The following is a 21992-nucleotide window of genomic DNA, read 5'->3' on the forward strand; positions in this document are numbered from 1 at the left end:
AACAGGCGCTCGCGGGCATCTCGGCCGCGAGCGTCTTTCGTTGCCGGCTCTCCGACACCGATTTTCCGATACCGATTCTCCTGTATCCCCGGCGCCGCTGGGCTCGCCGGGGAGTCGGTATCACTCGATCTCGATCAGCACTTCTCCCGGCGTCACGCGATCGCCCTTGGCGACGTGGATGGCCACCACGCTGCCGGCCTGGCGGGCGTGGACCTCGGTCTCCATCTTCATGGCTTCGCTGATCAGCACTGGCTGGCCGGCTTCTACGCTGTCGCCAACGGCCACCAGCACCTCGACGATATTGCCCGGCATGGCGGTGGTCACATGGCCCTTGCCGGTCGCACGAGCACGGCCGCCATTCCCCCCGGCGCCAGCGTCATAGCTGTCGCGGGCTTCGAAGACCACGGATTCCGGCATGCCATCCAGCGTCAGATAGACCTGGCGCTTGCCGCCGGCATCGCTACCTACACCGGTGATCTGCACCTCGTAGGACTCCCCGTGCACGTCGATGACGAACTCCGTCGGCGTGGCCTCGGTGACAGGCCGCTGGGCATCGCCCGCCACCGCTGCCGGCATCGGCTCGGGCACCAGGGTGCCGTCGCGACGCCCCTGGAGAAAGTCGCGCCCCAGGTCCGGGAACATGGCATAGGTCAGGACGTCTTCCTGGCTCTCGGCGAGCTCACCGATATCGGCAGCAAGGCGCATCATCTCCGGGTCCAGTTGATCGGCCGGACGCCCTTCCTCGACCTGCTGGTTGCCGATCGCCCGCTTCCTGAGCCCCTCGTCCACCGCTGCCGGGGGCTGACCATAGCCGCCCAGCAGATAGCGTTTGACCTCGTTGGTGATCGACTTGTAGCGACTGCCGGTCAGTACGTTCATCACTGCCTGAGTGCCGACGATCTGTGAGGTCGGAGTCACCAGCGGCGGATAGCCCAGATCGGCGCGCACCCGGGGAATCTCGGCGAACACCTCGCGGATTTGCGACAGGGCGTTCTGCTCTTTCAGCTGATTAGCCAGGTTCGACATCATGCCTCCGGGCACCTGGTTGATCTGAACCCCCACGTCTTCGCGGGTGAACTCGCTCTCGAAGCCGGCGTACTTCTTGCGCACCTCGCGCAGCTGGTCGCCGACTGCCTTGATGGCTTCCAGGTCGAGGCCGGTATCGAAGGACGTGTCCTTGAAGGCGGCCACCATGGCCTCGGTGGACGGATGGCTGGTGCCACCGGCAAAGGCCGAATTACAGGTATCGATATGCCGACAGCCGGCCTCAACGGCCTTGAGGTGGCACTGGGACGACAGCCCAGAGGTGGCGTGGGCATGAAGATGCACCGGCACCTCGACCGCCGCCACCAGCGCCGCGACCAGCTCCTGGGTGGCGTAGGGGGTCAGCAGACCGGCCATGTCCTTGATGGCGATAGAGTCGGCTCCCATCTCGACCAGGCGACGAGCGTCCGCGACGTAACGCTCCAGGGTGTGGACCGGGCTGACCGTATAGCAGAGCGTGCCCTGAGCATGCTTGCCACTGGCCTTGACCGCTCGCATGGCGGTTTCCAGGTTGCGCAGGTCATTGAGGGCATCGAAGACCCGAAAGATGTCGATGCCGTTATCCGCGGACTTGGCGACGAAGCTTTCCACCACGTCATCGGCATAGTGACGGTAGCCGAGCAGGTTCTGGCCCCTGAGCAGCATCTGCAAGGGGGTGTTGGGCAGCGCTTCCTTGAGCTGCACCAGCCGCTGCCAAGGGTCTTCCTTGAGAAAGCGCACGCAGGCATCGAAGGTCGCCCCACCCCAGACTTCCAGAGAGTGGAAACCGATGGCGTCAAGCGCAGGACATACCGGCAGCATGTCTTCGGTGCGCAGGCGAGTAGCGATCAAGGACTGATGGCCATCACGTAGCACCACATCGGTGATGTTGACGGCATCGGCGGCAGAGGAAGTCGTTGTCGTTGTCATGGGGTTCTCCTTAGAGGCCGGCGTGGGCGGCAATGGCGGCGGCGATCACCAGGGCCGCCTCCTCGGGGTTGCGCTTGACCGAATACTGCAAGAGCTCGGGATGGGCCGGCACGAAACCGGTATCGAAATGGCCGCGACGAAAATCCGCGTGACGCAGGATTTCCTCGTAGTAAGGCGCCGTGGTCTTGACGCCCTGCAGACGCATATCGTTGAGCGCTCGAATGCCTCGGTCGAGGGTCTCTTCCCAGCTCAACCCCCAGACCACCAGCTTGAGGCACAGCGAGTCGAAATAAGGGGGGATCTGGTAGCCGGTATAGATGGCGGTATCGGTACGCACCCCGGGACCACCCGGCGCGTAGTAGCGGGTGATCCGCCCGAATGAGGGCAGAAAATCGTTCTTGGGGTCTTCGGCATTGATACGAAACTGGATCGCGAAGCCGTGGTAATGAATGTCTTCCTGGCGAAACGACAGCTTGTGGCCGCTGGCAATACGCAGCTGCTCACGGACGATATCGACCCCGGTGATGGCTTCGGTAATGGTGTGCTCGACCTGGACCCGAGTATTCATCTCCATGAAGTAGATCTCGTTGCCCTTGACCAGGAACTCCACGGTACCGGCGTTTTCATAGCCCACGGCCTTGGCCGCGCGCACGCCCAACTCGCCGACATAGGCCCGCTGCTCAGGCGTCAACTGGGGGCTGGGGGCAATCTCGATCAGCTTCTGGTTACGCCGCTGAATGGAGCAGTCACGCTCGAAGAGATGAATCACGCTGCCGTGCTTGTCGGCGAGGATCTGCACTTCGATATGATGCGGGTCGACCACGCACTTCTCGAGGAACACATCGGCGGAGCCGAAGGCCTTGGTGGCCTCGGATACCACACGCTCCCAGGCCTGCTCGAGCTGGTCCGGGCTATCGCAGCGGCGAATGCCTCGCCCGCCGCCGCCGGAGGTCGCCTTGAGCATGACCGGATAGCCGATGCGACCGGCCTCCTCGAGGGCAGCGGCACAGTCGGCCAGGTTACCTTCTGAGCCAGGGGTCACCGGCACGCCGGCATCGCGCATGGCGCTGCGAGCGGCGGTCTTGTCGCCCATGCGGGCGATGACCTCGGCACTCGGTCCGACAAAGGCGATACCGGCTTGCTCGCAAATGTGAGCAAAGTCAGCGTTCTCGGAAAGAAATCCATAGCCGGGATGGATGGCATCGCAGCCGGTTTCGCGGGCAAGATCGACCAGGCGCCTGGGGTCAAGGTAGCCCTCGAGGGGATCATCGCCGACCTGGTAAGCCTCGTCGGCCCGCTTGACATGCAGGGCAAAGCGGTCGGGCTCGGTGTAAATCGCCACCGAGCGAATGCCCAGTTCGGCACAGGCCCGCTCGATGCGCACGGCGATCTCGCCGCGGTTAGCAATCAATAGTTTCTGGAACACGAGTCGAACCTCCAGGGTTACGGGTTGCGTCCTGAGCGAGCCTGCGAAACACTCGAGAGTCCCCGGAAGGTCGACATTTGCCCCTTGCCGTTGCTCTTCCAGCGGCTCACGGGTATCCCACTACCCTCGCGCAGCACGCTTTTCACGCTACCGGGTGTCGAACCAATAGAAAAATTGATATTTTTTTGCCAACCTATAAGCTATACCTTATAGCTAGACCTTTGCGGGAATGCCGATGACTCGACCCAGTCTGCTCAATCGCCTGACATTTCGTCAGTTGCAGGTCTTTCAGGCCGTGCATCGCCAGCAGTCTTACTCCCGGGCCGCCGAGCAGCTAGGCCTCACCCAACCCGCGGTGAGCGCCCAGATCCGACAGCTCGAGCAGGCGCTGGAGCAACCGCTGTTCAAGTATGCCGGCAAGACCCTGCACGTTCTGCCAGCCGCCGATGCGCTGGCCGCCTCCGTGACCTCGATCTTCGGCCAGGTGTCGAGCCTCCAGATGGAGCTCTCCGAGATCGCCGGCACCATTCGCGGCGAGCTCAACCTGGCGGCGGTATCCACCGCCCAGTACGTGGTCCCTCATATTCTGGCCCGGTTCCGCGCCCGCTATCCGGAAGTCACCATTCGCCTGCGGGTCTGCAACCGCAGCCAGGCTCTCGAGCGCCTGGCCGAACGGCGTGACGACCTGGTGATCATGGGCATGGTGCCCCAGGATGCTCAACTGGCCTTCATGCCGATACTGGACAACGAGATGATCCCGGTCGTCTGGCCGGGCCATCCGCTGCTGACGGCCGACAAGCCGAGCCTCGAGGATTTTGCGCGCCACTACGTGCTGATGCGCGAACCGGGCTCCGGGACCAGGACCGCCTTCGAAGAGTTTGCCGCCAGGGAGCGGGTGTCGCTGCCGCATACCATCGAGCTTGGCACCAACGAGGCGATCAAACAGGGCATCATGGCGCATCTGGGCGTTGCGGTATTGCCGCGACTGGCCGTGCAGTTGGAAATCGCCTCTGGCCTGCTGGCGTCGCCCAAGCTGCCCGGCTTCCCGCTCAAGCGCTCCTGGTGCACCGTCTACCCCAAGGACCGGCCGCCCTCACCGGTAACCGAACTCTTCCTGCGCTGCGTGCGGGAGCTGCTTCCCGAGCTCAACCGTCACTTCAGTGGACCGCTCGAACCCATGCCGGGCCACGGCGTGGTCTGCCTGCCGGCGGTGGATAGCCAGCAGCTCTAACCTGCCGATGGCAGAGACCAAAAAGCCGGGCTGCAAGAGCCCGGCTTTGCTTTGCCACCATCCCACCCGTGGCCTTGTCTTAAGTACGCATCAAATACGCATCAGGTACGCGGCAGGGTAACGCCACGCTGCCCCATGTACTTGCCGCCACGGTCCTTGTAAGAGGTCTCGCAGACCTCATCGGACTCCAGGAACAGCATCTGCGCCACACCCTCGTTGGCATAGATCTTGGCGGGCAAATTGGTGGTGTTGGAGAACTCGAGCGTCACGTGCCCTTCCCATTCCGGCTCCAGGGGGGTGACGTTGACGATAATGCCGCAGCGGGCATAGGTCGACTTGCCAAGGCAAATGGTCAGCACATTGCGCGGAATGCGGAAGTACTCGACGGTGCGGGCCAGGGCAAAGGAGTTGGGCGGGATCACACAGACATCGCCTTTGACGTCAACGAAGCTCTTCTCATCGAAGGCTTTGGGGTCGACGACCGCCGAATGAATGTTGGTGAAGACCTTGAACTCGTCGGAGCAGCGAACGTCATAGCCGTAGCTTGACGTGCCGTAGGAGATCACCCGCTGCTCGTTGACGTAACGCACCTGATCCTCCATGAACGGTTCGATCATGGCGTCACTGGCGGCCATGCGACGGATCCAGTTATCGGACTTGATGCTCATCGGGGATTCCTTGAGGTACGTCTAAGATAAAGGCAAAAAACAGGGCCGCTATCATAACGGCCCTGACGGCGTTCCAAAAGACTTGGCTGCAGCAAGCCCTGATGGCCAGGTTGCTCGATGGCATTCCTGGCCTGCGGGAGCCTAGTCGCCGAAGGAAATGTTCGGCCCTTCGGCTTGCTGGGCGGTAACGCCCTCGACCACGGCCCGCGCCACCTTGCGGAAGGTTTGCGCCACCTCACCCCCGGGCTCGGCCACCACGGTAGGCTTGCCGCCATCCGCCTGCTCGCGAATGCCGAGGCTCAACGGCAGTTGGCCCAGCAGGGTCGTCTCGTACTGCGAGGCAATGCGCTCGCCGCCGCCGGTGCCGAAAATCGGCTCCTGATGGCCACACTGCGAGCAGACATGCAGGCTCATGTTTTCGACGATGCCCAGCACCGGCACATTGACCTTGCGGAACATCTCGATGCCCTTGCGCGCGTCCAGCAGCGCGATGTCCTGCGGCGTAGTAACGATCACCGCTCCATCGACCTCGACCTTCTGGGCCAGCGTCAGCTGGATGTCACCGGTACCCGGCGGCATGTCGATGAACAGATAGTCGAGATCGTCCCAGGCAGTCTGGTTGAGCATCTGCTGGAAGGCACCGGCCACCATCGGGCCGCGCCATACCATCGGCTCGGTGATATCGACCAGAAAGGCCATCGACATCGCCTGGATGCCGTGCGCTTGAAGCGGGGCGAACTGATTGTCGCCCACCTGATGCGGGCGCACGCCCTCACCGATGCCGAGCATCTGCGCCTGGCTGGGACCATAGATATCGGCATCCAACAGGCCGACGCGATAGCCCTCGGCCGCCATGGCCAAGGCCAGGTTGGCGGTCACAGTGGACTTGCCAACGCCACCCTTGCCCGACGCCACGGCGACGATATGCTTTACACCCTCCATTACGACCTTCTCCTGTGTCATTGACCGTCGGCATCGCATGCCGCCATGAGTCGAGTATAACCCGCGTGCCCCGGCCAATCCCAAGCGGACTAGTCAACTTTTCGCGCCGATGGGCATCGCGTTGCGTGGCCGGGGCGCTGGTCGTGCCAAGTTTCTAGCCTACGCTGATAGAGACCCTTCAGGAGGGTGCCGCCATGTACTTTCGAGACCGCCAGGATGCCGGGCGCCAGCTTGCCGCCGCGCTGAAAGATGACCTCAGGCCCCCAGCACCTCTGGTGCTGGGACTGCCCCGCGGCGGCGTGCCGGTAGCGTTCGAGATCGCCCAGACGCTGGGCGGCGAGCTAGATGTACTGGTAGTACGCAAGCTGGGCGTACCCTGGCATCCGGAGCTCGCCATGGGCGCCATTGCCAGCAACGGCATCTGCATCCTCAATCACGATCTAATAGCGCGCCTCGGCATCCGCCAGGAGCGGCTCAACGCCATCATTGCCGACGAGACCCGCGAGCTGAAACGACGCGAGCTGGCCTACCGGGGTCACCGGCCGCCACTTCGCATCACCGGACGCAGCGTGATCGTCGTCGATGACGGCTTGGCCACCGGGGCGACCATGCAGGCTGCCGTAGAGGCCCTGAGGAAAGAGGTACCTGCTGAGCTGGTGGTGGCGGTGCCGGTGGCGGCCGCCGACAGCCTAGCCGAGATCGCCAGACTCGCCGACCGGGTCGTCTGCCTGCACACGCCGCGCGACTTTATGGCCGTGGGCCAGTGGTACCAGACCTTCGGGCAGACCAGTGATGAAGAGGTGATTGCACTACTGGCAAGGCAGACATCGCCCCCTGCCGCCAGAGACGGCTAGCCACCTCCCCTATTCCGCATACCCTGCGAGCTAGAGCGCGACAAGCCTCCACCGTCAGCCGCTACGACTCGAGCCGGGTACCACGGCATCTGGCAACACTGCGCAAGCCCATAGAGCCGTTCCATGGCAGGGAATCACCCTAGCTTAAATACGCCCCCTAGATACGATCCCTGGATACGACACGGCCCCCTCGAGCAGGGGGCCGTGTGCCTTGCGGTGATCGCTTGACGCAAATGGCGTGATCCACACTGGGTGCTTAAGACAGCGGGGCGTCAACTGCACTGGTGCCCAGGCTTATTTCTCTGCTTCAGGCTGCTGCTGAATTTCCGTCTGGTTGCTCTTCGCATCCGCTTCGTTTGACTGACCCTCATCCTGCTTCGCAGCGCTGTCTTCACCCTCAGCGGAGGATGTGGTTTCCTGCGCCGCAGCCGCGTTTGAGGCAGCGTCGGTTTCGGCGCTAGTGTTGCTGCTCCCAGCATCGCTGCTCTCAGCGCCACCCTCAGAGGCTCCCTTTGGCTCAGAGGAGTCCGCTGACGCAGAGGGATCAGAAGAGGCAGAGGAATCCACGGAAATCTGGCTTAGCTCATCGCGCCACTCGGCGAGCTGCGCCTCGAGACGATTCAACTGATTGCGACGCGCATCGGCCTGATCGCTCAGATTCGCGATCTCCGTTTGCAGGCTATCACGCTGCTGCTGAGTCGCCTCGAGCTCATTGAGCGCCTGGGTCAGGTTTTCATCGACATGGGAATAGGACTGCTCGGCGGCCGCGATCTTGCCTTCGAGCGCAGCGGATTGCTCTTCGCGATTGGTAATTTCTTGCTCGAGTGCATCGCGACGCTCTTGCAGTGACGCGATATTGCTTTCGAGCTCGGCCTGCCGCCCTTCGGCATCGGCAATGGCACTGCGGTTCTCTTCCAGCGTCGCCTGTGCCTCGTCACGGTCCTTGACGGCCTGTTCCACCTGATCGGAAAGGGTCTCGACCTCGGCCTGACGCGAGGCAATGGTGGCGTCCAGCTCATCGAGCTTCGACTGGCGTTCTTCGAGGGTCGATGCCATGGCATCATGACGGGACTGCGCTTCCTTGACGCTTTCTTCGAGGTTCGCCAAACGCGTCTTGGCGGCCTCTACCTGGCTGTTCAGATCAGAAAGCTCGGCCTGTGCTGCTTCGATGGAATCGTAGGTTTCGCCGAAGGAGGCGACACGGTCGCTGAGTGCCTGCCGCTCGTTCTCGAGTTCCGCCACCTGAGCCTCGAGCTGCTCACGCTCGCTGCTGGCGCTGGAGCTAGCGTAGAAGGCATAGAGCACCACCAGTACCAGCACCACGACCAGCGCCTTGACCCGGTTGTCTTTCAGTAGTTCGCCTACCGACTGATCCGCCATCTTATCGTCTCCTGTCAGCCCCACTGATTATCGATCAGCGTGGCAATTGAAAGATCGCCGTCCCGAACGCTTAGGTGTACACAAGAACTACCTGCGCCCGGGCCGAGCCTACAAGATAGGGGATACCAGCGTTGACTGCCATGCGGCAGGGTCAGTCGATGGCCTGGCGACTCACCTTGCCACGCAAGGCCTTGTGCTTACCGCGCTGCTTTTTTTGTTCGAGACGGCGCTTCTTGGCACCCTTGCTGGGGCGCGTGGGCACACGTTTCTTGGGAGCGTAAAGCGCGCTTTTGATCAGTGACTTGAGTCGCGCCAGCGCTTCCTGGCGATTGCGTTCCTGGGTGCGGTGCTCCTGGGCCTTGATGATCACCACGCCGTCGCGGCTGATACGCTTGTCCCGCAGCGCCAGGAGCTGCTCCTTGACGCCTTCCGGCAAGCGAGAGGCACGGATATCGAAACGCAGATGAATCGCCGAGGCGACCTTGTTGACGTTCTGCCCGCCGGCGCCCTGGGCGCGAACCGCCTGAAGCTCCAGTTCATCGTCGGTGATCACGATCTGTCGCGATACTTCCAGCATTAACCTGAATCCTTATAGCCGGCGTGATTGGCCGGCGTTGATATAGTCCTGTTCTTGCATTCTATAGCCAACCTGCCCGACGAAACCGCCAATGCAGCAACCCGCAGGCAAGCCCCATGATCGACAGGGCGATCGGATAGCCGAATCGCCAATCCAGCTCTGGCATATGCACGAAGTTCATGCCCCAGATACCGGCCAGAATGGTCGCCACAGCGAATATCGCCGCCCAGGCGGCAAGCCGCTTGTGCACCTCGCTTTCATCGATGGCCACCATCGACAGGTTGACCTGAATCGCCGTGATGATGGTCTCGCGAATGGTGTCGACCCCGACCTCGATGCGGTGCAGATGATCATACACGTCGCGGAAGTATTCGCGGGTGTTGAGGCACAGTGCCGGCACGCGACCGCCGATGAGATGAGCCGTGGCCTCGGCTAGGGGGGTTACGGCATGCTTCAACAGCATGGTGCGACGCTTGAGCTGGTAGAGACGCTCGAGGCTCATGCGCGCCGTTCCCCGCGTGAATATCTGATCCTCGATATTTTCGAGTTCATTTTCCAGCGACTCGACCACCGGGAAGTAGCGATCCACCACCGCATCGAGCAGCGCGTAGAGCACGAAGGCAGGCCCCTGCTGCAGCAGATGGGGCTCCCGTTCACAGCGCTCTCGCACACCAAGAAAGCCCTGGGTGGCATGCTGTCGAACCGACAGCACGAAACGCTCGCCGAGAAACACTGCCACCTCCCCCTCATCGAATTCACCATCGACCAGGGTAATCGGGCGCATGATGCAAAACAGTGCCTTGCCATACTCCTCAATCTTGGGGCGCTGCTGGCCGTGCAGGGCGTCTTCGACGGCCAACTCATGCAGGTCGAATATCTCTTCAAAGCGCCGAAACTCCTCCGGTTCCGGATCATGCAAGGCGACCCATACGAAGCAGTCCGGGTGCTGCATGGCCTCGGCGATATCATCGGTATGGATATCCCGCTGGCGATGCCCGTTTTCATAGACGACGCAATTGACGATCATCGGCTAGCTCCTGGCTGGATAGTAGGTATATCGATCCCTAGATACTCATCAAGGCGATGATCGCACGCTTAGCCATCATCTTCCCCGCCCTGACAGGGGCTCGAGACGCGTGACGGGCGACGCAGTGGCGGCCTCCGCAGCAGCCACAGCGCGAGACGCCGCAAGCCACGCAGCAGCGGATACCAGCTTCGGGCACGCCAGCGGCCGCTAAATAGATGATGGTTCAGGCGATTGAAGATACCCACCGGGCTGCTCAGCATGGCCAGCACGCGCAGCGCCTCGGCGCCGTGATACCACTGACGCTCCAGGCGCAGCACCATGCCCTGATCGAGATCGAAGCCCAGGGCCCGCACTTCGTTGACCACTGGGTCATCGCCACGGGCATCGACCAGACGCAGCTCGCCCACGGTGTCTTGCAGCCGCATCCAACGCACATAGCGGGTGCAAAAGGGGCATTGGCCATCGTAGACCAGCAGGTTCTGGGGTTCGGCTGCCATGTTTTGTCCTCCTGACATGGCTGGCAGGGCCTCTTGGATGGCCGCCAGCGTGTCGCTGCGCTTATGATGGCATTGATCGCTCTACTCGCCGACCTCACAAGGACGTTGTGCATGCCGAGTCACCTTGCCGCCCTGCCCCGCCTGATTGCTCGCTTGGCGCATTTCGCCTGGCGTGTGCTGGCGGCTTTCTTTCGTAACCGGGGCATCTTGCTGGCCGGCAGCGTTGGCTACAATGTCCTGCTGTCGATCGTGCCACTCTTTGCGCTGCTCTGCGTGCTGCTGACCCACGTCGCCGACGAGCAGCACCTGCTCGAGGTGCTGTCGATCCAGGCGCGACACCTGACACCGGCCCATGCCAGCGTCCTGCTCGATGCGGTGCAGGCACTGCTGGAATCGCGGGATGCCATTGGGCTGTTCGGTATCCCGGTGCTGCTGATTTTCAGCTCCTTCGCCTTTCGCATGCTGGAAGACTGCATGGCGATCATCTTCCATCATCCCGACTACCAGGAGAAACGCAGCGTTTGGGTCTCCGTGTTGCTGCCCTATGCCTTTATCCTGGTGCTGGGCACCGGGCTTCTGGCCCTCACCCTGCTGGTCTCGATGATCGGCGCCCTCAACAACGCCATGCTGGCCATCTTTGGCGTCAACTTGCCGCTGGCGAGCCTCTCTGAGCCGGCCCTCAACCTGATCAGCTTCTTGGGCCTGTTTGCGATGTTCAGCGCCATCTACAAGGTGCTGCCGGTGGTGCATATTGCACTGCGCAGGGCGCTGGTCGGTGGCTTCGTGGCGGCGCTGCTCTGGGAGGGAGTCCGGCAGCTGCTGGTGGTTTATTTCGCCAACCTTTCGCTGGTCAATGCGGTGTATGGCTCCTTTGCCACCATTATCGTCGTGCTGCTAAGCCTCGAGGTCGGCGCCATTATCCTGCTGCTCGGTGGGCAAGTGATCGCCGAGCTCGAGCGCAACGACCGTGCCGACCTGCCGTGGTATCAGGACCCGCCCAATGACGCCATCATGCGGAACCGTCGAGGGTCTCCTGCACGCTGAGCTTGGCGCGAATGAAATCGCTGTGTCTGACGTACAACAGATCGGCCAGGCGCCGAATGCGATGCTCCTCCAGCGGGCTCAGCTCTCCATCGGCATAGGCCAGCTGCCACATCAGACGGATCAACTCCGCCCGCTGTGCATAGCTATAGCTATCCTTGATCAGGCTTACGAACTGATAGTGGTCGACGGCATGCTCGACTTCCTGACGCGCTATCGTCATCAACTCGTCCACCGCCGCCTCGTCGATAGAGAATTGACGCAGCAGCATGCTGCGCAAGGCATCGAGTTCGCGTTGATCATTGTGGTAATCAGCACGTATCACTTCGCACAGCAGTGCGGCAGTCGCAAGCTCCAGGGTTGGCCCTTCCTCTTCATCTGAGGTAACCAGGGTGCGTTGAAAGAATTGCTGAATGGCCTCGAGCATGGGCTAGTGTCTCCTGGGATTGATACGAGGGCTTCATCGCGCCCTCAACGACTGCGACCGACAGCAAGGAGGAGAAGTTCAGCAGCCGCGTTCAGCTGCCGGCCTGGAGCCCTCTAGGGCTTGAGCCGGTAACCACTGCGAAATATCCAGCTGACTACCGCAAGGCTAACGGCCAGAAAGGCCACCACCACCGCGAGGCTCGCCGCCAGGCTGACATCGCCAACGCCATAGAAGCTCCAGCGAAAGCCGCTGACCAGATAAACGACCGGATTGAGCAGCGTTACGCCTTGCCAGAATGGCGGCAGCATGTCGATGGAATAAAAGGTTCCGCCGAGAAACGTCAGCGGTGTAATCACCAAAAGCGGCACCAGTTGCAACCGGTCGAATCCTTCGGCCCAAATGCCGATGATGAAACCGAGCAGGCTGAAGGTAAACGCCGTCAGCACCAGAAACAGCAGCATCCAGAACGGATGGGCGATCTGGAGAGGGACGAAGAGCCCCGCCGTGCCCAGAATGATCAGCCCCAGAAGAATCGACTTGCTGGCGGCGGCCCCCACATAGCCCATCACGATCTCCATATAGGACACCGGCGCCGACAGCAGCTCGTAAATGCTGCCTGAGAAGCGCGGAAAGAAAATCCCGAAGGAGGCATTCGACACGCTCTGGGTAAGCAGCATCAGCATGATCAGCCCCGGCACGATGAAGGCGCCGTAGCTGATGCCCGCCACTTCGGTGATCCTGGAGCCGATCGCCGAGCCAAACACCACGAAGTAAAGGGAGGTCGAGAGCACCGGCGAGACGATGCTCTGCAGCAGCGTGCGCCGGGTGCGGGCCATTTCGGAGCGGTAAATGGCCGCCATGCCGCGAAGATTCATGGGTTCTCCCTTACCAGATTGACGAAGATATCCTCCAGCGAGCTTTGCTCGGTATGCAGGTCCTTGAACTGAATGCCGGCCTTTCTGAGCTCCTCGAGCATGCCGGTGATGCCGGTATGCTCCTGCTGAGTGTCATAGCGATAGACCAGCGCTTGGCCGTCGTCGGAGAGCGTCAGCGGATAATCAGACAGCGCATTGGGCAGCGATACCAGCGGCTCGAGCAGCTCCAGGGTCAACTGCTTGCGTCCAAGGCTCTGCATCAGCGTCTGCTTGTTTTCGACCAGGATGATCTCACCGCGCTGGATCACGCCGATGCGATCCGCCATTTCCTCGGCTTCCTCGATGTAGTGGGTGGTGAGGATGATGGTCACCCCGCTCTCGCGCAGGCCCCGTACCACCTCCCACATCTCGCGCCGCAGCTCGACATCGACGCCGGCGGTGGGCTCGTCGAGGAACAGGATCGTCGGCTCATGGGACAGTGCCTTAGCGATCAGCACGCGCCGCTTCATGCCACCAGACAGGGTGATCAAGCGATTGTTGCGCTTCTCCCACAGCGCCAGCGAGCGCAGCACACGCTCGATATGAGCGGGATCGGGCGCCTTGCCAAAGAGCCCACGACTGAAACTCACCGAGTTCCACACCGTCTCGAAGGCCTCGTTGGTCAGTTCCTGTGGGACCAGGCCGATCCTCGCGCGGGCCGCCCGATAGTCGCGGATATTGTCATGGCCATCGACCAGCACTACCCCCGAGGTGGGGTTGACCAGGCCGCAGATAACGCTGATCAGCGTGGTCTTGCCGGCACCATTGGGCCCCAGCAGGGCAAATATCTCTCCGGCCTTTACTTCAAGATTGATACCGGTCAGCGCCTGAAACCCTGAGGCATAGGTCTTGGAAAGGTCCGTGACGCTGATCGCCGGCGGCATGGCGGCATCCTGCTCTGAAGGTACGAAAGACGAAGTGGGTCGAAGTGAAGTCAATGGATGCTAGTCTCCGTGGCGACTGGTTGTTTCCATGATCAGGGCCCTGCCTATCCTCAGTCACGCCCCGTCGAGAGCTCTGCGGCCGTGGCATCATCAGTCCTCGCGGGCGCGTCATCCGCGGGACTATCGAACCCCAGAAAGCCGCCCGACTGGCGCCGCCAGAGACCGGCATAGGTGCCGCCACGGGCGAGCAGTTCCTGATGAGTGCCCGACTCGACAATGCGCCCCTGCTCCATGACCACCAGCCGATCGAGCATGGCGATGGTCGAGAGTCGGTGGGCGATGGCGATCACCGTCTTGCCCTCCATCAGCGCATAGAGCTGCTCTTGGATCGCCGCTTCGACCTCCGAGTCGAGCGCCGAGGTGGCCTCGTCGAGCACCAGAATCGGCGCATCCTTGAGCAGCACCCGGGCAATGGCGATGCGCTGACGCTGGCCGCCGGACAGCTTGACGCCACGCTCGCCGACATGGGCATCGTAGCCGGTGCGGCCCTGAGGATCTGAGGCTTGCCGAATGAAAGTATCCGCATGGGCGCGCCTGGCCGCATCGATGACCTCCTCCTCGCTGGCATCCGGACGGCCGTAGCGAATGTTGTCGCGAATCGAGCGATGCAATAGCGACGTATCCTGGGTCACCATGCCAATCTGGCGACGCAGCGAAGCCTGGGTCACCTCGGCGATATTCTGGCCATCTATCAGGATGCGCCCTGCCTCGATATCGAAGAAGCGCAGTAGCAGATTGACCAGGGTCGACTTGCCCGCACCGGAGGCGCCCACCAGCCCCACTCGCTCGCCCGGACGCAGCGTCAGCGACAGCTCATCGAAGACGGCGGCTTGCCGGGCATCGCTCTGCGTCGCATCGCCACCGGCGGCCTGAGCGCCAGCGTCATAGCTGAAGGTCACCTTGTCGAAGCGAACCTCGCCCTGCTCGACGCTGAGTTCCCGCGCATCGGGAGCGTCGCTGACGGCCTGAGCCTGGGCAATGGTGTTGATGCCGTCCTGAACGGTGCCCAGGTTCTCGAACAACCCCGCGACTTCCCACAGAATCCAGTCGGACATCATGCGCAGGCGCATCACCAGGCCGATGGCAACGGCGATGGCCCCTAGCGAGATCAGTGACTGGTGCCAGGCCAACACGGCGATCCCCGCCATGGACACCAGCAGCAGCGAGTTCAGGGTCTGTAGGGTAACCGTCAGTTGAGTGACCAGGCGCATCTGGCGGTGGACCGTGGCCATGAAGCCGTCCATGGCACCGCGCGCATAGGCCTGCTCAGCCTGGGTGTGGGCAAACAGCTTGAGGGTCTGGATATTGGTGTAGCTGTCAACGATGCGGCCGGTCATATGGGCCCGCGCATCGGCCTGAGCCATCGAGATGTGCTTGAGCCGTGGCACGAAAACGCGCATCAGCACCAGATAGCCGCACAGCCACAGCACCAGCGGAGCCATCAACCAGGCCTCGCTGCGCCCTACCAGTATCAGAGCGCCGGTGAAATAGACCACCACATAGACGAAGACGTCCATCAGCTTGACCACCGTCTCGCGGATGGCGAGTGCGGTCTGCATGACCTTTTGCGAGACTCGTCCGGCGAATTCGTCCTGAAAGAACGGCAGGCTCTGCTCGAGCAGGTAGCGATGGGCCAGCCAGCGCACCCGCATCGGGTAATTGCCAAACAGGCTCTGGTGGGTGACCAGCGACTTGCCGAGCACCAATAGGGGAAAGGCCACCAGCGCCAGCGCCACCATGCCCAGCAGGCGCCCACCATGGTCGGCGAAGAAAGTGGCTCGGTCCGCCTGAGCCAGCCAGTCGACGAGCTCGCCCATGAAGGCGAAGAACACCACTTCGACGACGGACACCAGCGCGGCAAGCACCGTCATCGCCGCCAGCAGGGGCATCAGCGGCCGCGAATAGTGCAACAGAAAGGGCAACAGTCGCCGAGGCGGTGTCTCAGGCACGGCCCCAGGGAAGGGGTCGATCAGCGACTCAAAAAAACGAAACATGGCACCCCTCGACGGTTGGCCGTGGTCGACATGGTCGCCACATCACTCCAGCGTGATCTTGCCGTCCACCTCGACCTTGAGCTTGAGCCCCTCGATCTCGAGCGTCGCCTTGGCCGCGAAGGACTCATTGCCCTGAATGCGCCCCTCGGCAATGGCCTGATCCACGGCCTGCTCGATCTCGCGCTGGGAGTTGATGCCGACCTGCTTGAGAAACTTGCGAACACTGAGGTTGAAGCTTTCTTCGTTCATGATGCGCTTCCTGAGTGATGGACCACAAGACGAGACGAGGCCGCCATCGGCGAAGCGCTTAGAGCAGCGGGACTGTCGCTGCCGCATGCCACCCGCCTTTGAGCCTCATCCTGGCTAGATAAGCCACTGCCGTTATAGCACGCTCCATGGCTTCTTGCCTCGCCAACGGTATCTGGCTCAAAAGGTCGACAGCCCTGTTGCCTCCATCAGCCGGTACTGCCAGTAGCGTCGCCAGGAAGGGTCCGCGAAGTGCGCATAGGGCAGGCTTGAGCGACGCCCCCTGGGGTTGCTCCACTCGCGCTCGAAGAAGGCACCCGCAGCGGTAATCGCAGGCCGATCGCTGGAAGCCAGCAAGCGCACGCTGGTTTCCAGATTCAGGTCATCGAGGTTGCGGCGAGTGAAGTTGGCCGAGCCGACAATCAGCTCGGCCGGCCCTTCCTGCGGCCTGCGCAACAGCATCTTGGCATGGCACTGCTCGCCATGGGTATTGCACCAGCGCACCGGCACACCGGCCGCGTGCAGCTCCCGGCCCGCCGGACGGTTGGGAATGCCGTTTTTCTCGATGCCGAAAGCGTCCCGGTTGGGGTCGAGCAACACGCGAACCTTTACCCCTCGGGCGCTGGCCGCCTTCACGGCCTCGATCAGCTCACGATGCGCGAGGTAGAAGACGGCGATATCCAGTCGATCGCCGGGGGCACTGCCGGCAACCGCCGCGAGCAAGGCATCACGAATCCCGGACTCGGTCAGCACTTGCACCCGTACTTGTGCCCGTACTTGTGCTCGTACAGGCCCCCGTTCCCGGTTGGAAGGCGGCTCCTGAGCACGCTCGCGCTGGGCACCATTGAAGATGGCGTCTGTCGTCGCGGGAATCGCCTCGCCGGCGCCGGAAAAATCCGCGACCGCCCGCTCGCTGTCGAGCAAGTCGAGAGCCGCCGGGCCGGAAAAGCGCAGCGCCACATTATCGTGAAGGCTGCTGGCATCATGTGGGTTGGCCGAGGTTACCAACCCCGTCCACTGCTCGCCCTCGTCGACCACCAGAATCTTGCGATGATTCGCGCTAAAATTGAGCAGCTGAAGATAGCTTCTCAGGGTCACCCGGCCGTCACCAAGGGCATTGGGCAGCCAGCCTGCGTCGTTGGTGTTGCCAAATACGCGACAGCACAGGTGCCAGAAGCCACTCCAGGCCGGGTTGGAGGCTCGCAGCCGGGGCAGGTCCGTCATCACCACCTCGATGCCGGCCTCGCGCAGTGCCTTTAGATGTGACGACGAAACCCCACCATAGACGGTATTGATCGGATCCGTGATGAGCACCGCGGTGAGGCCGGGCACGGCGGCCTGGCGCTGAATCAGTGCCTGGGTGATCTGACGGGAGAGCGGGCGGAAGGCGTCATCGGCTGTGGCGCCGAAGTCATTGAACAAGAACATGTCCAACACCACCAGTCGGTCCGCCTGAGCAATCAGCCTCAATACCTCATCGAAGATGGCCTGATCGCGGTGACGACGGCCGTCTGCCCCTGTCCATGTTTCATCGGCCAAGAAGGCCACATCCATTGCCGGCTGCAACGCATCTCGCTGGCTGAGCCCCTTGGGCAACGGCTTGTAGCTCTGCCATATCGCCATCAGCATATAGCTCACGACGGCAAGGGCGATTATCCACTTAGCCGTTTTTACGACCACCTTCTTCATTGCGCCTCCCTGGCTGAATCATGGTCAGTACCACTCTCTCTGGTGGATCGCCCTATCTCATTCACTCATGGCGGACGAAGTGCCAGACACAAAGAAGCCGTGCGCGGATAGGCTCGCGCACGGCTTCTTTTCACTCATGCCATGCCATCAGCTGCGGCTAGTGATTTCCAGCAGGTGATACCCGAACTGGGTCTTGACCGGGCCATGCACCTTGTTCAACTCACCGCTGAATACCACCTTGTCGAACTCAGGCACCATCTGGCCGGGGCCAAAGGAGCCCAGGTCGCCGCCTTGACGGCTGGACGGGCAGCTGGAGTTTTCCTTGGCGACTTCGGCGAAGTCGCGACCGCCTTCGATCTCGGCCTTCAGTGCCTGACACTTCTCTTCACTGTCGACCAGAATATGCCGCGCGGTAGCTTTTGCCATCTTCGTTTCTCCTGTCTTTGCCGATGGGCAAGGGTTGGTATCGCGGCAAGGATACCATCATGAAACCACTTAGGCGCCTCCCGAATCGGCACACGGCATCAGCCCCCTATGACGTTGGCGATGCCCTCCCCTGTTGGCAGTCGCTCAATGCCTCTTGGCGAGGCACATTCTTTTGGTATTTCAATCTAGTTACCTCTCCCCACGCCAACTACGCTTGTAGTAACAACGGTTCAGGAATGCGATGCAAGACAAGGACGTCGCCTCGCCAGGAGTTGGCCCATGGAAGACCGTCATTCATCATCCCAGACGCGTCGTGATATTTTCCTTCACGAGGGATCACTGACTCCCTTACCGACCTCTGCTGGGCCCAGAGTCCACTGGCTCCGCTGGCTGTGGCTGTTGGCGACCCTCGCCGCCCTGACGATCATGACCTTGATGCTGGTCAACGAGGCGCGTTCATCGCGCTGGCAGGCCCGGGAGATTTCCGAATACGCCCAGCGCCTGGGCTTCGCTCTTGCGGATGGCCCTAGCGACCGGCTTGTATTCCCGCGCCATGGCCCCTTCGACGAGCGCCTGGGATATACCCGTTTACCCGACTGGCAGCAGCGCCTGGTCGAGCGCGGCTTCGAAATAAATCAGCAGGTCCGCATGTCGCCCGCCATGCTCGACTATGCCAACCGCGGCTTCTTCGTCCCCTACAGCGAGAAAACGCAGGCAGGGCTTGATCTCACCGAATGCCGTGGCGAAACGATGCACCGCTTTGCCAACCCACAGCGCCACTTCGCCCATTTCGACGACATACCCGAACTGGTGCTCAAGAGCCTCTTGTTCATCGAGAACCGGGATCTACTCGATACCGAACATCGCTATGCCAATCCGGCCGTGGACTGGCCGCGCTTCGTCCGTGCAGCCGTTTCTCAGGTCGGTGAAGCGATCAATTTGCCAGGTCAATCATCCGGTGGTAGCACGCTTGCCACTCAACTCGAGAAGTATCGCCACTCCCCAGGAGGCCTAACCCTATCTGCCCAGGAAAAACTGAGGCAGATGGTATCTGCCAGCGTGCGCGCCTACCGTCAGGGCCCAGAGACCCTGACCGCGCGTCAGGACGTGGCGCTGGACTACCTCAACTCGGTGCCGCTTTCCGCCGCGCCCAGCTATGGCGAAGTGCTTGGCCTGGGCGATGGCCTCTGGGTATGGTTCGGCGTCGAGCTCGATGACGTCATCCTGGCACTGGCCTCGCAAGAGACCGACGACGTGGCGCTGGCCGCCCGTGGTCGGGCCCTTCAGCAAGTGGTAGCACTGATGATCGCTCAGCGGCGCCCGTCGCACTATCTGCGCCGGGGGCACGACGATCTGGCCGAGCTCAGCGCCTCCTACCTGCGCCTAATGGCCGAACAAGGGCTCATCGCCCCTGAGCTTCGCGATGCGGCCCTGGCCCAGTCGCTCGACTTCCGCGATTTCACGTCAGACCCCGTCTCGCTGCGGGTCGATACCGACAAGGGGCTGCGTCTGGCTCGCGGACGGCTGGCATCCTTACTCGGTGTCTCACTTTACGAACTCGATCGGCTCGATCTGAGCGCCTCCACTACCTTGAACGCCGACCTCCAGCACCGGGTCAGTGACTACCTCAAGGCGCTCGAGGATCCATCGGCTGCGGCCATGGCGGGTCTCTTCGGCCATCACCTTCTCGGTCGCCCCGAAACCGCCGCCGGCGTGCGCTACAGCTTCACGCTTTTCGAGCGTGATGGCGCGGGCTTTCAGGTGCGAGTTCAGACCGATACCAACGGCAGCGCCTTCGACATCAACCAGGATAGCAAGCTGGAACTGGGGTCAACGGCGAAGCTGCGCGTCTTGGCGAGCTACCTGGAGATCATCGCCGAGCTACATGAACGCTATAGCGGAGCGCCTCGGGAAGCGCTGCGCGAAATCGATGTCGATCGCCGTGACGCGCTACTGCGCTGGGTGGTGGATCAACTGATCCGTGATCCGGACCTGCCGCTGACCGCTCTGCTCGAGGCGGCCATGCAGCGGCGTTACTCGGCGAGCCCTCACGAGCGCTTCATTACGGGAGGCGGCATTCACACCTTCACCAACTTCCGTCGCGAGGATAATGGCCAAAGGCCCACCCTGACGCAGGCGTTGCGCCAGTCCATCAACCTGCCTTTCGTGCGGCTGCTGCGGGACCTGGTCAATCATCATGTCTATGCCAATCAGGACAATCGCCGCCTGCTAGAAGATGATAGCGACCCGCGGCGCGACCTCTATATTTCCCGCTTCGCCGACCAGGAAGGGCGAATCTTCCTCGATCGCTTCTGGCAGCGGTATCACTCGCTTGATGCCCAAGACCGCCTGGCGCGCCTGTTCCGTGATATCCCTGCCACCCCGGTGCGGCTGGCCGCGGCGTATCGCTACCTGATGCCCGAGCAAACCGTCGAGGAATTCCGCCGCCTACTGCGCGACACGCTATCGGCCAACGGGTCGAATGTTCAGGCTTCGGATAGCGAACTCGACGCGCTCTACTGGCAGTACGCCCCCGAACGCTTCTCCCTGAACGACCGCGCCTACTTGAGCCGCGTCCATCCGCTTGAGCTGTGGCTACTGGCCTATTTAGGCACGAACCCAGATGCCAGCCGTGAGGCGATGATGCTGGCCAGCATCGAGGAACGCCAGCAGAGCTATGACTGGCTGTTCCGCACCCGCCACCGCCAGGCCCGGGACAGCCGTATCCGGCGCATGCTGGAAGTCGAGGCCTTCGATGACCTGCACCGGCGCTGGGCCCTGCTTGGCTACCCCTTCGAACAGCTGGTGCCCTCGCTTGCGACCGCCATCGGCAGCTCGGGAGACCGGCCGGCGGCGCTTGCCGAGCTGATGGGCATCATCCTCAATGATGGCGTGCGCGAGCCTACGATACGCATCGATGCGCTGCACTTTGCCGCCGACACCCCGTTCGAGACGCGTTTCTCCCGCTCGGCGCGCGGTGTCAGGGTGATGGCGCCGGAAGTGGCTGCGGTGCTGCGTGACGGCCTGACCGGCGTAGTGGAAGCGGGTACCGCCCGGCGGCTGGCAGGCACCTTCCTGCTTCCCGATGGCAGCCCCATGACGGTAGGCGGCAAGACAGGGACTGGCGACAACCGCATCGAGACCGTGACCCGAACCGGTGAGGTGATCGACTCGCGGGCGCGCAACCGTACCGCGACTTTCGTGTTCTTTCTGGGTGACCGCCACTTCGGCACCCTCACCGCCTATGTATTGGGCGGCAAGGCCGAGGACTACCGTTTCACCTCTTCACTGCCGGTTCAGGTGCTCAAGAGCATGCAGCCCATGCTCGCCCCTTATCTGCTGCCCGAGGGAGGCAAGGGCTGTCATCCCTCGCCCGTACCGCTGATGATGGCGGGTGAGCTTCCCGCCCAAGATGCCTGAACGCCGAGGCCGGCTGAGGCCGCGCTACTTTCGGTCGTGGCCGACCTGGAGCTGCTTCTTGCCCTGGGGCCTTGCGTCCTGCCAGGAGATGCGGATATCCAGGCGGTGATGGCTGTCTTCCTTGCGTACCGTCACCTTGAGATTGAGCAGGCCCTTGGGAGTGAGGTGAATCTCGCCATCTTCGTCGGAAAAGGACAGCACGCCCTTGGCCAGCCCCTTGGTGATCGATTTCAGGATCTCCTGAAGCCCTTTGATGCTCTGCAGGGATTCATGCCGGAAGGTGGTCTTCTCAGTGTCCATGGAGTGAATAGATTCCTTGCGATAAATGAGGCTGAG

General features: G+C 62.1%; 20 protein-coding genes. 4 read left to right on the plus strand and 16 right to left on the minus strand.

All coding sequences use genetic code 11. From position 1 onward, the window contains the following. Window positions 1-120 precede the first annotated feature (120 nt). The gene (oadA, locus tag BLR71_RS06410) at window positions 121-1953 is read right to left on the minus strand and encodes a sodium-extruding oxaloacetate decarboxylase subunit alpha (RefSeq protein WP_092524259.1); all 1833 of its coding nucleotides are present in this window, start codon (window positions 1951-1953) and stop codon (window positions 121-123) included. 10 nt (window positions 1954-1963) lie between these two features. Next, entirely contained in the window at window positions 1964-3379 is a 1416-nt protein-coding gene (locus BLR71_RS06415; protein ID WP_092524261.1) for an acetyl-CoA carboxylase biotin carboxylase subunit, read from the minus strand. A gap of 235 nt (window positions 3380-3614) precedes the next feature. Here BLR71_RS06415 and BLR71_RS06420 point away from each other — a divergent pair, with 235 nt between their 5' ends. Further along, window positions 3615-4610 carry a LysR family transcriptional regulator gene (locus BLR71_RS06420; protein ID WP_092524263.1) on the plus strand — a complete coding sequence of 332 codons (996 nt, stop codon included), beginning with the start codon at window positions 3615-3617 and terminating at the stop codon, window positions 4608-4610. Window positions 4611-4711: 101 nt separating this feature from the next. On the opposite strand, the gene dcd is transcribed toward BLR71_RS06420, so the two are convergent. Together dcd and apbC are read right to left on the minus strand one after the other, a co-directional pair. Beyond that, a complete protein-coding gene (gene dcd, locus BLR71_RS06425) occupies window positions 4712-5278 on the minus strand; it encodes a dCTP deaminase (protein WP_092524265.1) in 567 nt (188 codons plus the stop codon). A 141-nt stretch (window positions 5279-5419) separates the two neighbouring features. Further along, window positions 5420-6241, minus strand: coding sequence for an iron-sulfur cluster carrier protein ApbC (gene apbC / locus BLR71_RS06430; RefSeq protein ID WP_281241755.1), 822 nt, complete (start codon window positions 6239-6241; stop codon window positions 5420-5422). Window positions 6242-6414: 173 nt separating this feature from the next. Here apbC and BLR71_RS06435 point away from each other — a divergent pair, with 173 nt between their 5' ends. Next, on the plus strand, window positions 6415-7074 hold the full coding sequence (locus BLR71_RS06435; protein ID WP_092524269.1) for a phosphoribosyltransferase: 660 nt from the start codon (window positions 6415-6417) through the stop codon (window positions 7072-7074). A 294-nt stretch (window positions 7075-7368) separates the two neighbouring features. Here BLR71_RS06435 and BLR71_RS06440 read toward each other — a convergent pair whose 3' ends face one another. From BLR71_RS06440 to BLR71_RS06455, 4 genes are all read right to left on the minus strand, one after another. Continuing rightward, a complete protein-coding gene (locus tag BLR71_RS06440) occupies window positions 7369-8454 on the minus strand; it encodes a hypothetical protein (protein ID WP_092524271.1) in 1086 nt (361 codons plus the stop codon). A 151-nt stretch (window positions 8455-8605) separates the two neighbouring features. Then, window positions 8606-9031, minus strand: a complete 426-nt coding sequence (arfB, locus tag BLR71_RS06445) for an alternative ribosome rescue aminoacyl-tRNA hydrolase ArfB (protein WP_092524273.1) — start codon at window positions 9029-9031, stop codon at window positions 8606-8608. Window positions 9032-9092: 61 nt separating this feature from the next. Next, window positions 9093-10058 (minus strand): magnesium/cobalt transporter CorA, encoded by a 966-nt coding sequence (gene corA, locus BLR71_RS06450; protein WP_092524275.1) that lies wholly within the window; start codon window positions 10056-10058, stop codon window positions 9093-9095. Between the two features lie 68 nt (window positions 10059-10126). Next, the gene (locus BLR71_RS06455; protein ID WP_092524277.1) at window positions 10127-10555 is read right to left on the minus strand and encodes a thiol-disulfide oxidoreductase DCC family protein; all 429 of its coding nucleotides are present in this window, start codon (window positions 10553-10555) and stop codon (window positions 10127-10129) included. 111 nt (window positions 10556-10666) lie between these two features. On the opposite strand from BLR71_RS06455, the gene BLR71_RS06460 reads away from it, so the two are divergent. Then, window positions 10667-11599, plus strand: a complete 933-nt coding sequence (locus BLR71_RS06460; RefSeq protein ID WP_092524279.1) for a YihY/virulence factor BrkB family protein — start codon at window positions 10667-10669, stop codon at window positions 11597-11599. On the opposite strand, the gene BLR71_RS06465 is transcribed toward BLR71_RS06460, so the two are convergent. The 7 genes from BLR71_RS06465 to BLR71_RS06495 all read right to left on the minus strand — a co-directional run bounded on the left by BLR71_RS06465 (window position 11565) and on the right by BLR71_RS06495 (window position 18236). Next, window positions 11565-12023, minus strand: a complete 459-nt coding sequence (locus tag BLR71_RS06465) for a tellurite resistance TerB family protein (RefSeq protein WP_092524281.1) — start codon at window positions 12021-12023, stop codon at window positions 11565-11567. The two genes, BLR71_RS06460 and BLR71_RS06465, sit on opposite strands and share 35 nt — an antisense overlap. 113 nt (window positions 12024-12136) lie before the next feature. After that, window positions 12137-12898, minus strand: coding sequence for an ABC transporter permease (locus tag BLR71_RS06470; RefSeq protein WP_092524283.1), 762 nt, complete (start codon window positions 12896-12898; stop codon window positions 12137-12139). Further along, the gene (locus BLR71_RS06475; protein WP_092524285.1) at window positions 12895-13821 is read right to left on the minus strand and encodes an ABC transporter ATP-binding protein; all 927 of its coding nucleotides are present in this window, start codon (window positions 13819-13821) and stop codon (window positions 12895-12897) included. The genes BLR71_RS06470 and BLR71_RS06475 overlap by 4 nt, the downstream gene beginning before the upstream one ends. A gap of 110 nt (window positions 13822-13931) precedes the next feature. Next, window positions 13932-15875, minus strand: coding sequence for an ABC transporter ATP-binding protein (locus BLR71_RS06480; protein WP_092524287.1), 1944 nt, complete (start codon window positions 15873-15875; stop codon window positions 13932-13934). 42 nt (window positions 15876-15917) lie between these two features. Beyond that, window positions 15918-16124: a DUF6494 family protein gene (locus BLR71_RS06485; protein ID WP_092524289.1), complete on the minus strand. Its 207-nt coding sequence runs from the start codon at window positions 16122-16124 to the stop codon at window positions 15918-15920. Between the two features lie 177 nt (window positions 16125-16301). Next, entirely contained in the window at window positions 16302-17810 is a 1509-nt protein-coding gene (locus BLR71_RS06490) for a phospholipase D family protein (protein WP_092524291.1), read from the minus strand. 147 nt (window positions 17811-17957) lie between these two features. Beyond that, complete coding sequence (locus BLR71_RS06495; protein ID WP_092524293.1) at window positions 17958-18236, minus strand: peptidylprolyl isomerase; 279 nt, start codon at window positions 18234-18236, stop codon at window positions 17958-17960. 279 nt (window positions 18237-18515) lie between these two features. Between BLR71_RS06495 and BLR71_RS06500 the strand changes: the two genes are divergently transcribed. After that, entirely contained in the window at window positions 18516-21656 is a 3141-nt protein-coding gene (locus tag BLR71_RS06500; protein ID WP_092524295.1) for a transglycosylase domain-containing protein, read from the plus strand. 24 nt (window positions 21657-21680) lie between these two features. Here BLR71_RS06500 and BLR71_RS06505 read toward each other — a convergent pair whose 3' ends face one another. Next, on the minus strand, window positions 21681-21956 hold the full coding sequence (locus BLR71_RS06505) for an amphi-Trp domain-containing protein (RefSeq protein ID WP_092524297.1): 276 nt from the start codon (window positions 21954-21956) through the stop codon (window positions 21681-21683). Window positions 21957-21992: the final 36 nt, after the last annotated feature.

The organism is Onishia taeanensis (assembly GCF_900100755.1).
Classification (GTDB): domain Bacteria; phylum Pseudomonadota; class Gammaproteobacteria; order Pseudomonadales; family Halomonadaceae; genus Onishia; species Onishia taeanensis.

Bases quoted from the DNA above. Each gene is read 5' to 3' on its own strand.
- BLR71_RS06440 (WP_092524271.1), bottom strand. From the start codon at position 8,454: ATGGCGGATCAGTCGGTAGGCGAACTACTGAAAGACAACCGGGTCAAG.
- oadA (WP_092524259.1), bottom strand. From the start codon at position 1,953: ATGACAACGACAACGACTTCCTCTGCCGCCGATGCCGTCAACATCACC.
- BLR71_RS06495 (WP_092524293.1), bottom strand. From the start codon at position 18,236: ATGGCAAAAGCTACCGCGCGGCATATTCTGGTCGACAGTGAAGAGAAG.
- BLR71_RS06500 (WP_092524295.1), top strand. From the start codon at position 18,516: ATGGAAGACCGTCATTCATCATCCCAGACGCGTCGTGATATTTTCCTT.
- BLR71_RS06480 (WP_092524287.1), bottom strand. From the start codon at position 15,875: ATGTTTCGTTTTTTTGAGTCGCTGATCGACCCCTTCCCTGGGGCCGTG.
- apbC (WP_281241755.1), bottom strand. From the start codon at position 6,241: ATGACACAGGAGAAGGTCGTAATGGAGGGTGTAAAGCATATCGTCGCC.
- BLR71_RS06420 (WP_092524263.1), top strand. From the start codon at position 3,615: ATGACTCGACCCAGTCTGCTCAATCGCCTGACATTTCGTCAGTTGCAG.
- BLR71_RS06460 (WP_092524279.1), top strand. From the start codon at position 10,667: ATGCCGAGTCACCTTGCCGCCCTGCCCCGCCTGATTGCTCGCTTGGCG.
- arfB (WP_092524273.1), bottom strand. From the start codon at position 9,031: ATGCTGGAAGTATCGCGACAGATCGTGATCACCGACGATGAACTGGAG.
- dcd (WP_092524265.1), bottom strand. From the start codon at position 5,278: ATGAGCATCAAGTCCGATAACTGGATCCGTCGCATGGCCGCCAGTGAC.
- BLR71_RS06435 (WP_092524269.1), top strand. From the start codon at position 6,415: ATGTACTTTCGAGACCGCCAGGATGCCGGGCGCCAGCTTGCCGCCGCG.
- corA (WP_092524275.1), bottom strand. From the start codon at position 10,058: ATGATCGTCAATTGCGTCGTCTATGAAAACGGGCATCGCCAGCGGGAT.
- BLR71_RS06465 (WP_092524281.1), bottom strand. From the start codon at position 12,023: ATGCTCGAGGCCATTCAGCAATTCTTTCAACGCACCCTGGTTACCTCA.
- BLR71_RS06470 (WP_092524283.1), bottom strand. From the start codon at position 12,898: ATGAATCTTCGCGGCATGGCGGCCATTTACCGCTCCGAAATGGCCCGC.
- BLR71_RS06485 (WP_092524289.1), bottom strand. From the start codon at position 16,124: ATGAACGAAGAAAGCTTCAACCTCAGTGTTCGCAAGTTTCTCAAGCAG.
- BLR71_RS06455 (WP_092524277.1), bottom strand. From the start codon at position 10,555: ATGGCAGCCGAACCCCAGAACCTGCTGGTCTACGATGGCCAATGCCCC.
- BLR71_RS06475 (WP_092524285.1), bottom strand. From the start codon at position 13,821: ATGCCGCCGGCGATCAGCGTCACGGACCTTTCCAAGACCTATGCCTCA.
- BLR71_RS06505 (WP_092524297.1), bottom strand. From the start codon at position 21,956: ATGGACACTGAGAAGACCACCTTCCGGCATGAATCCCTGCAGAGCATC.
- BLR71_RS06490 (WP_092524291.1), bottom strand. From the start codon at position 17,810: ATGAAGAAGGTGGTCGTAAAAACGGCTAAGTGGATAATCGCCCTTGCC.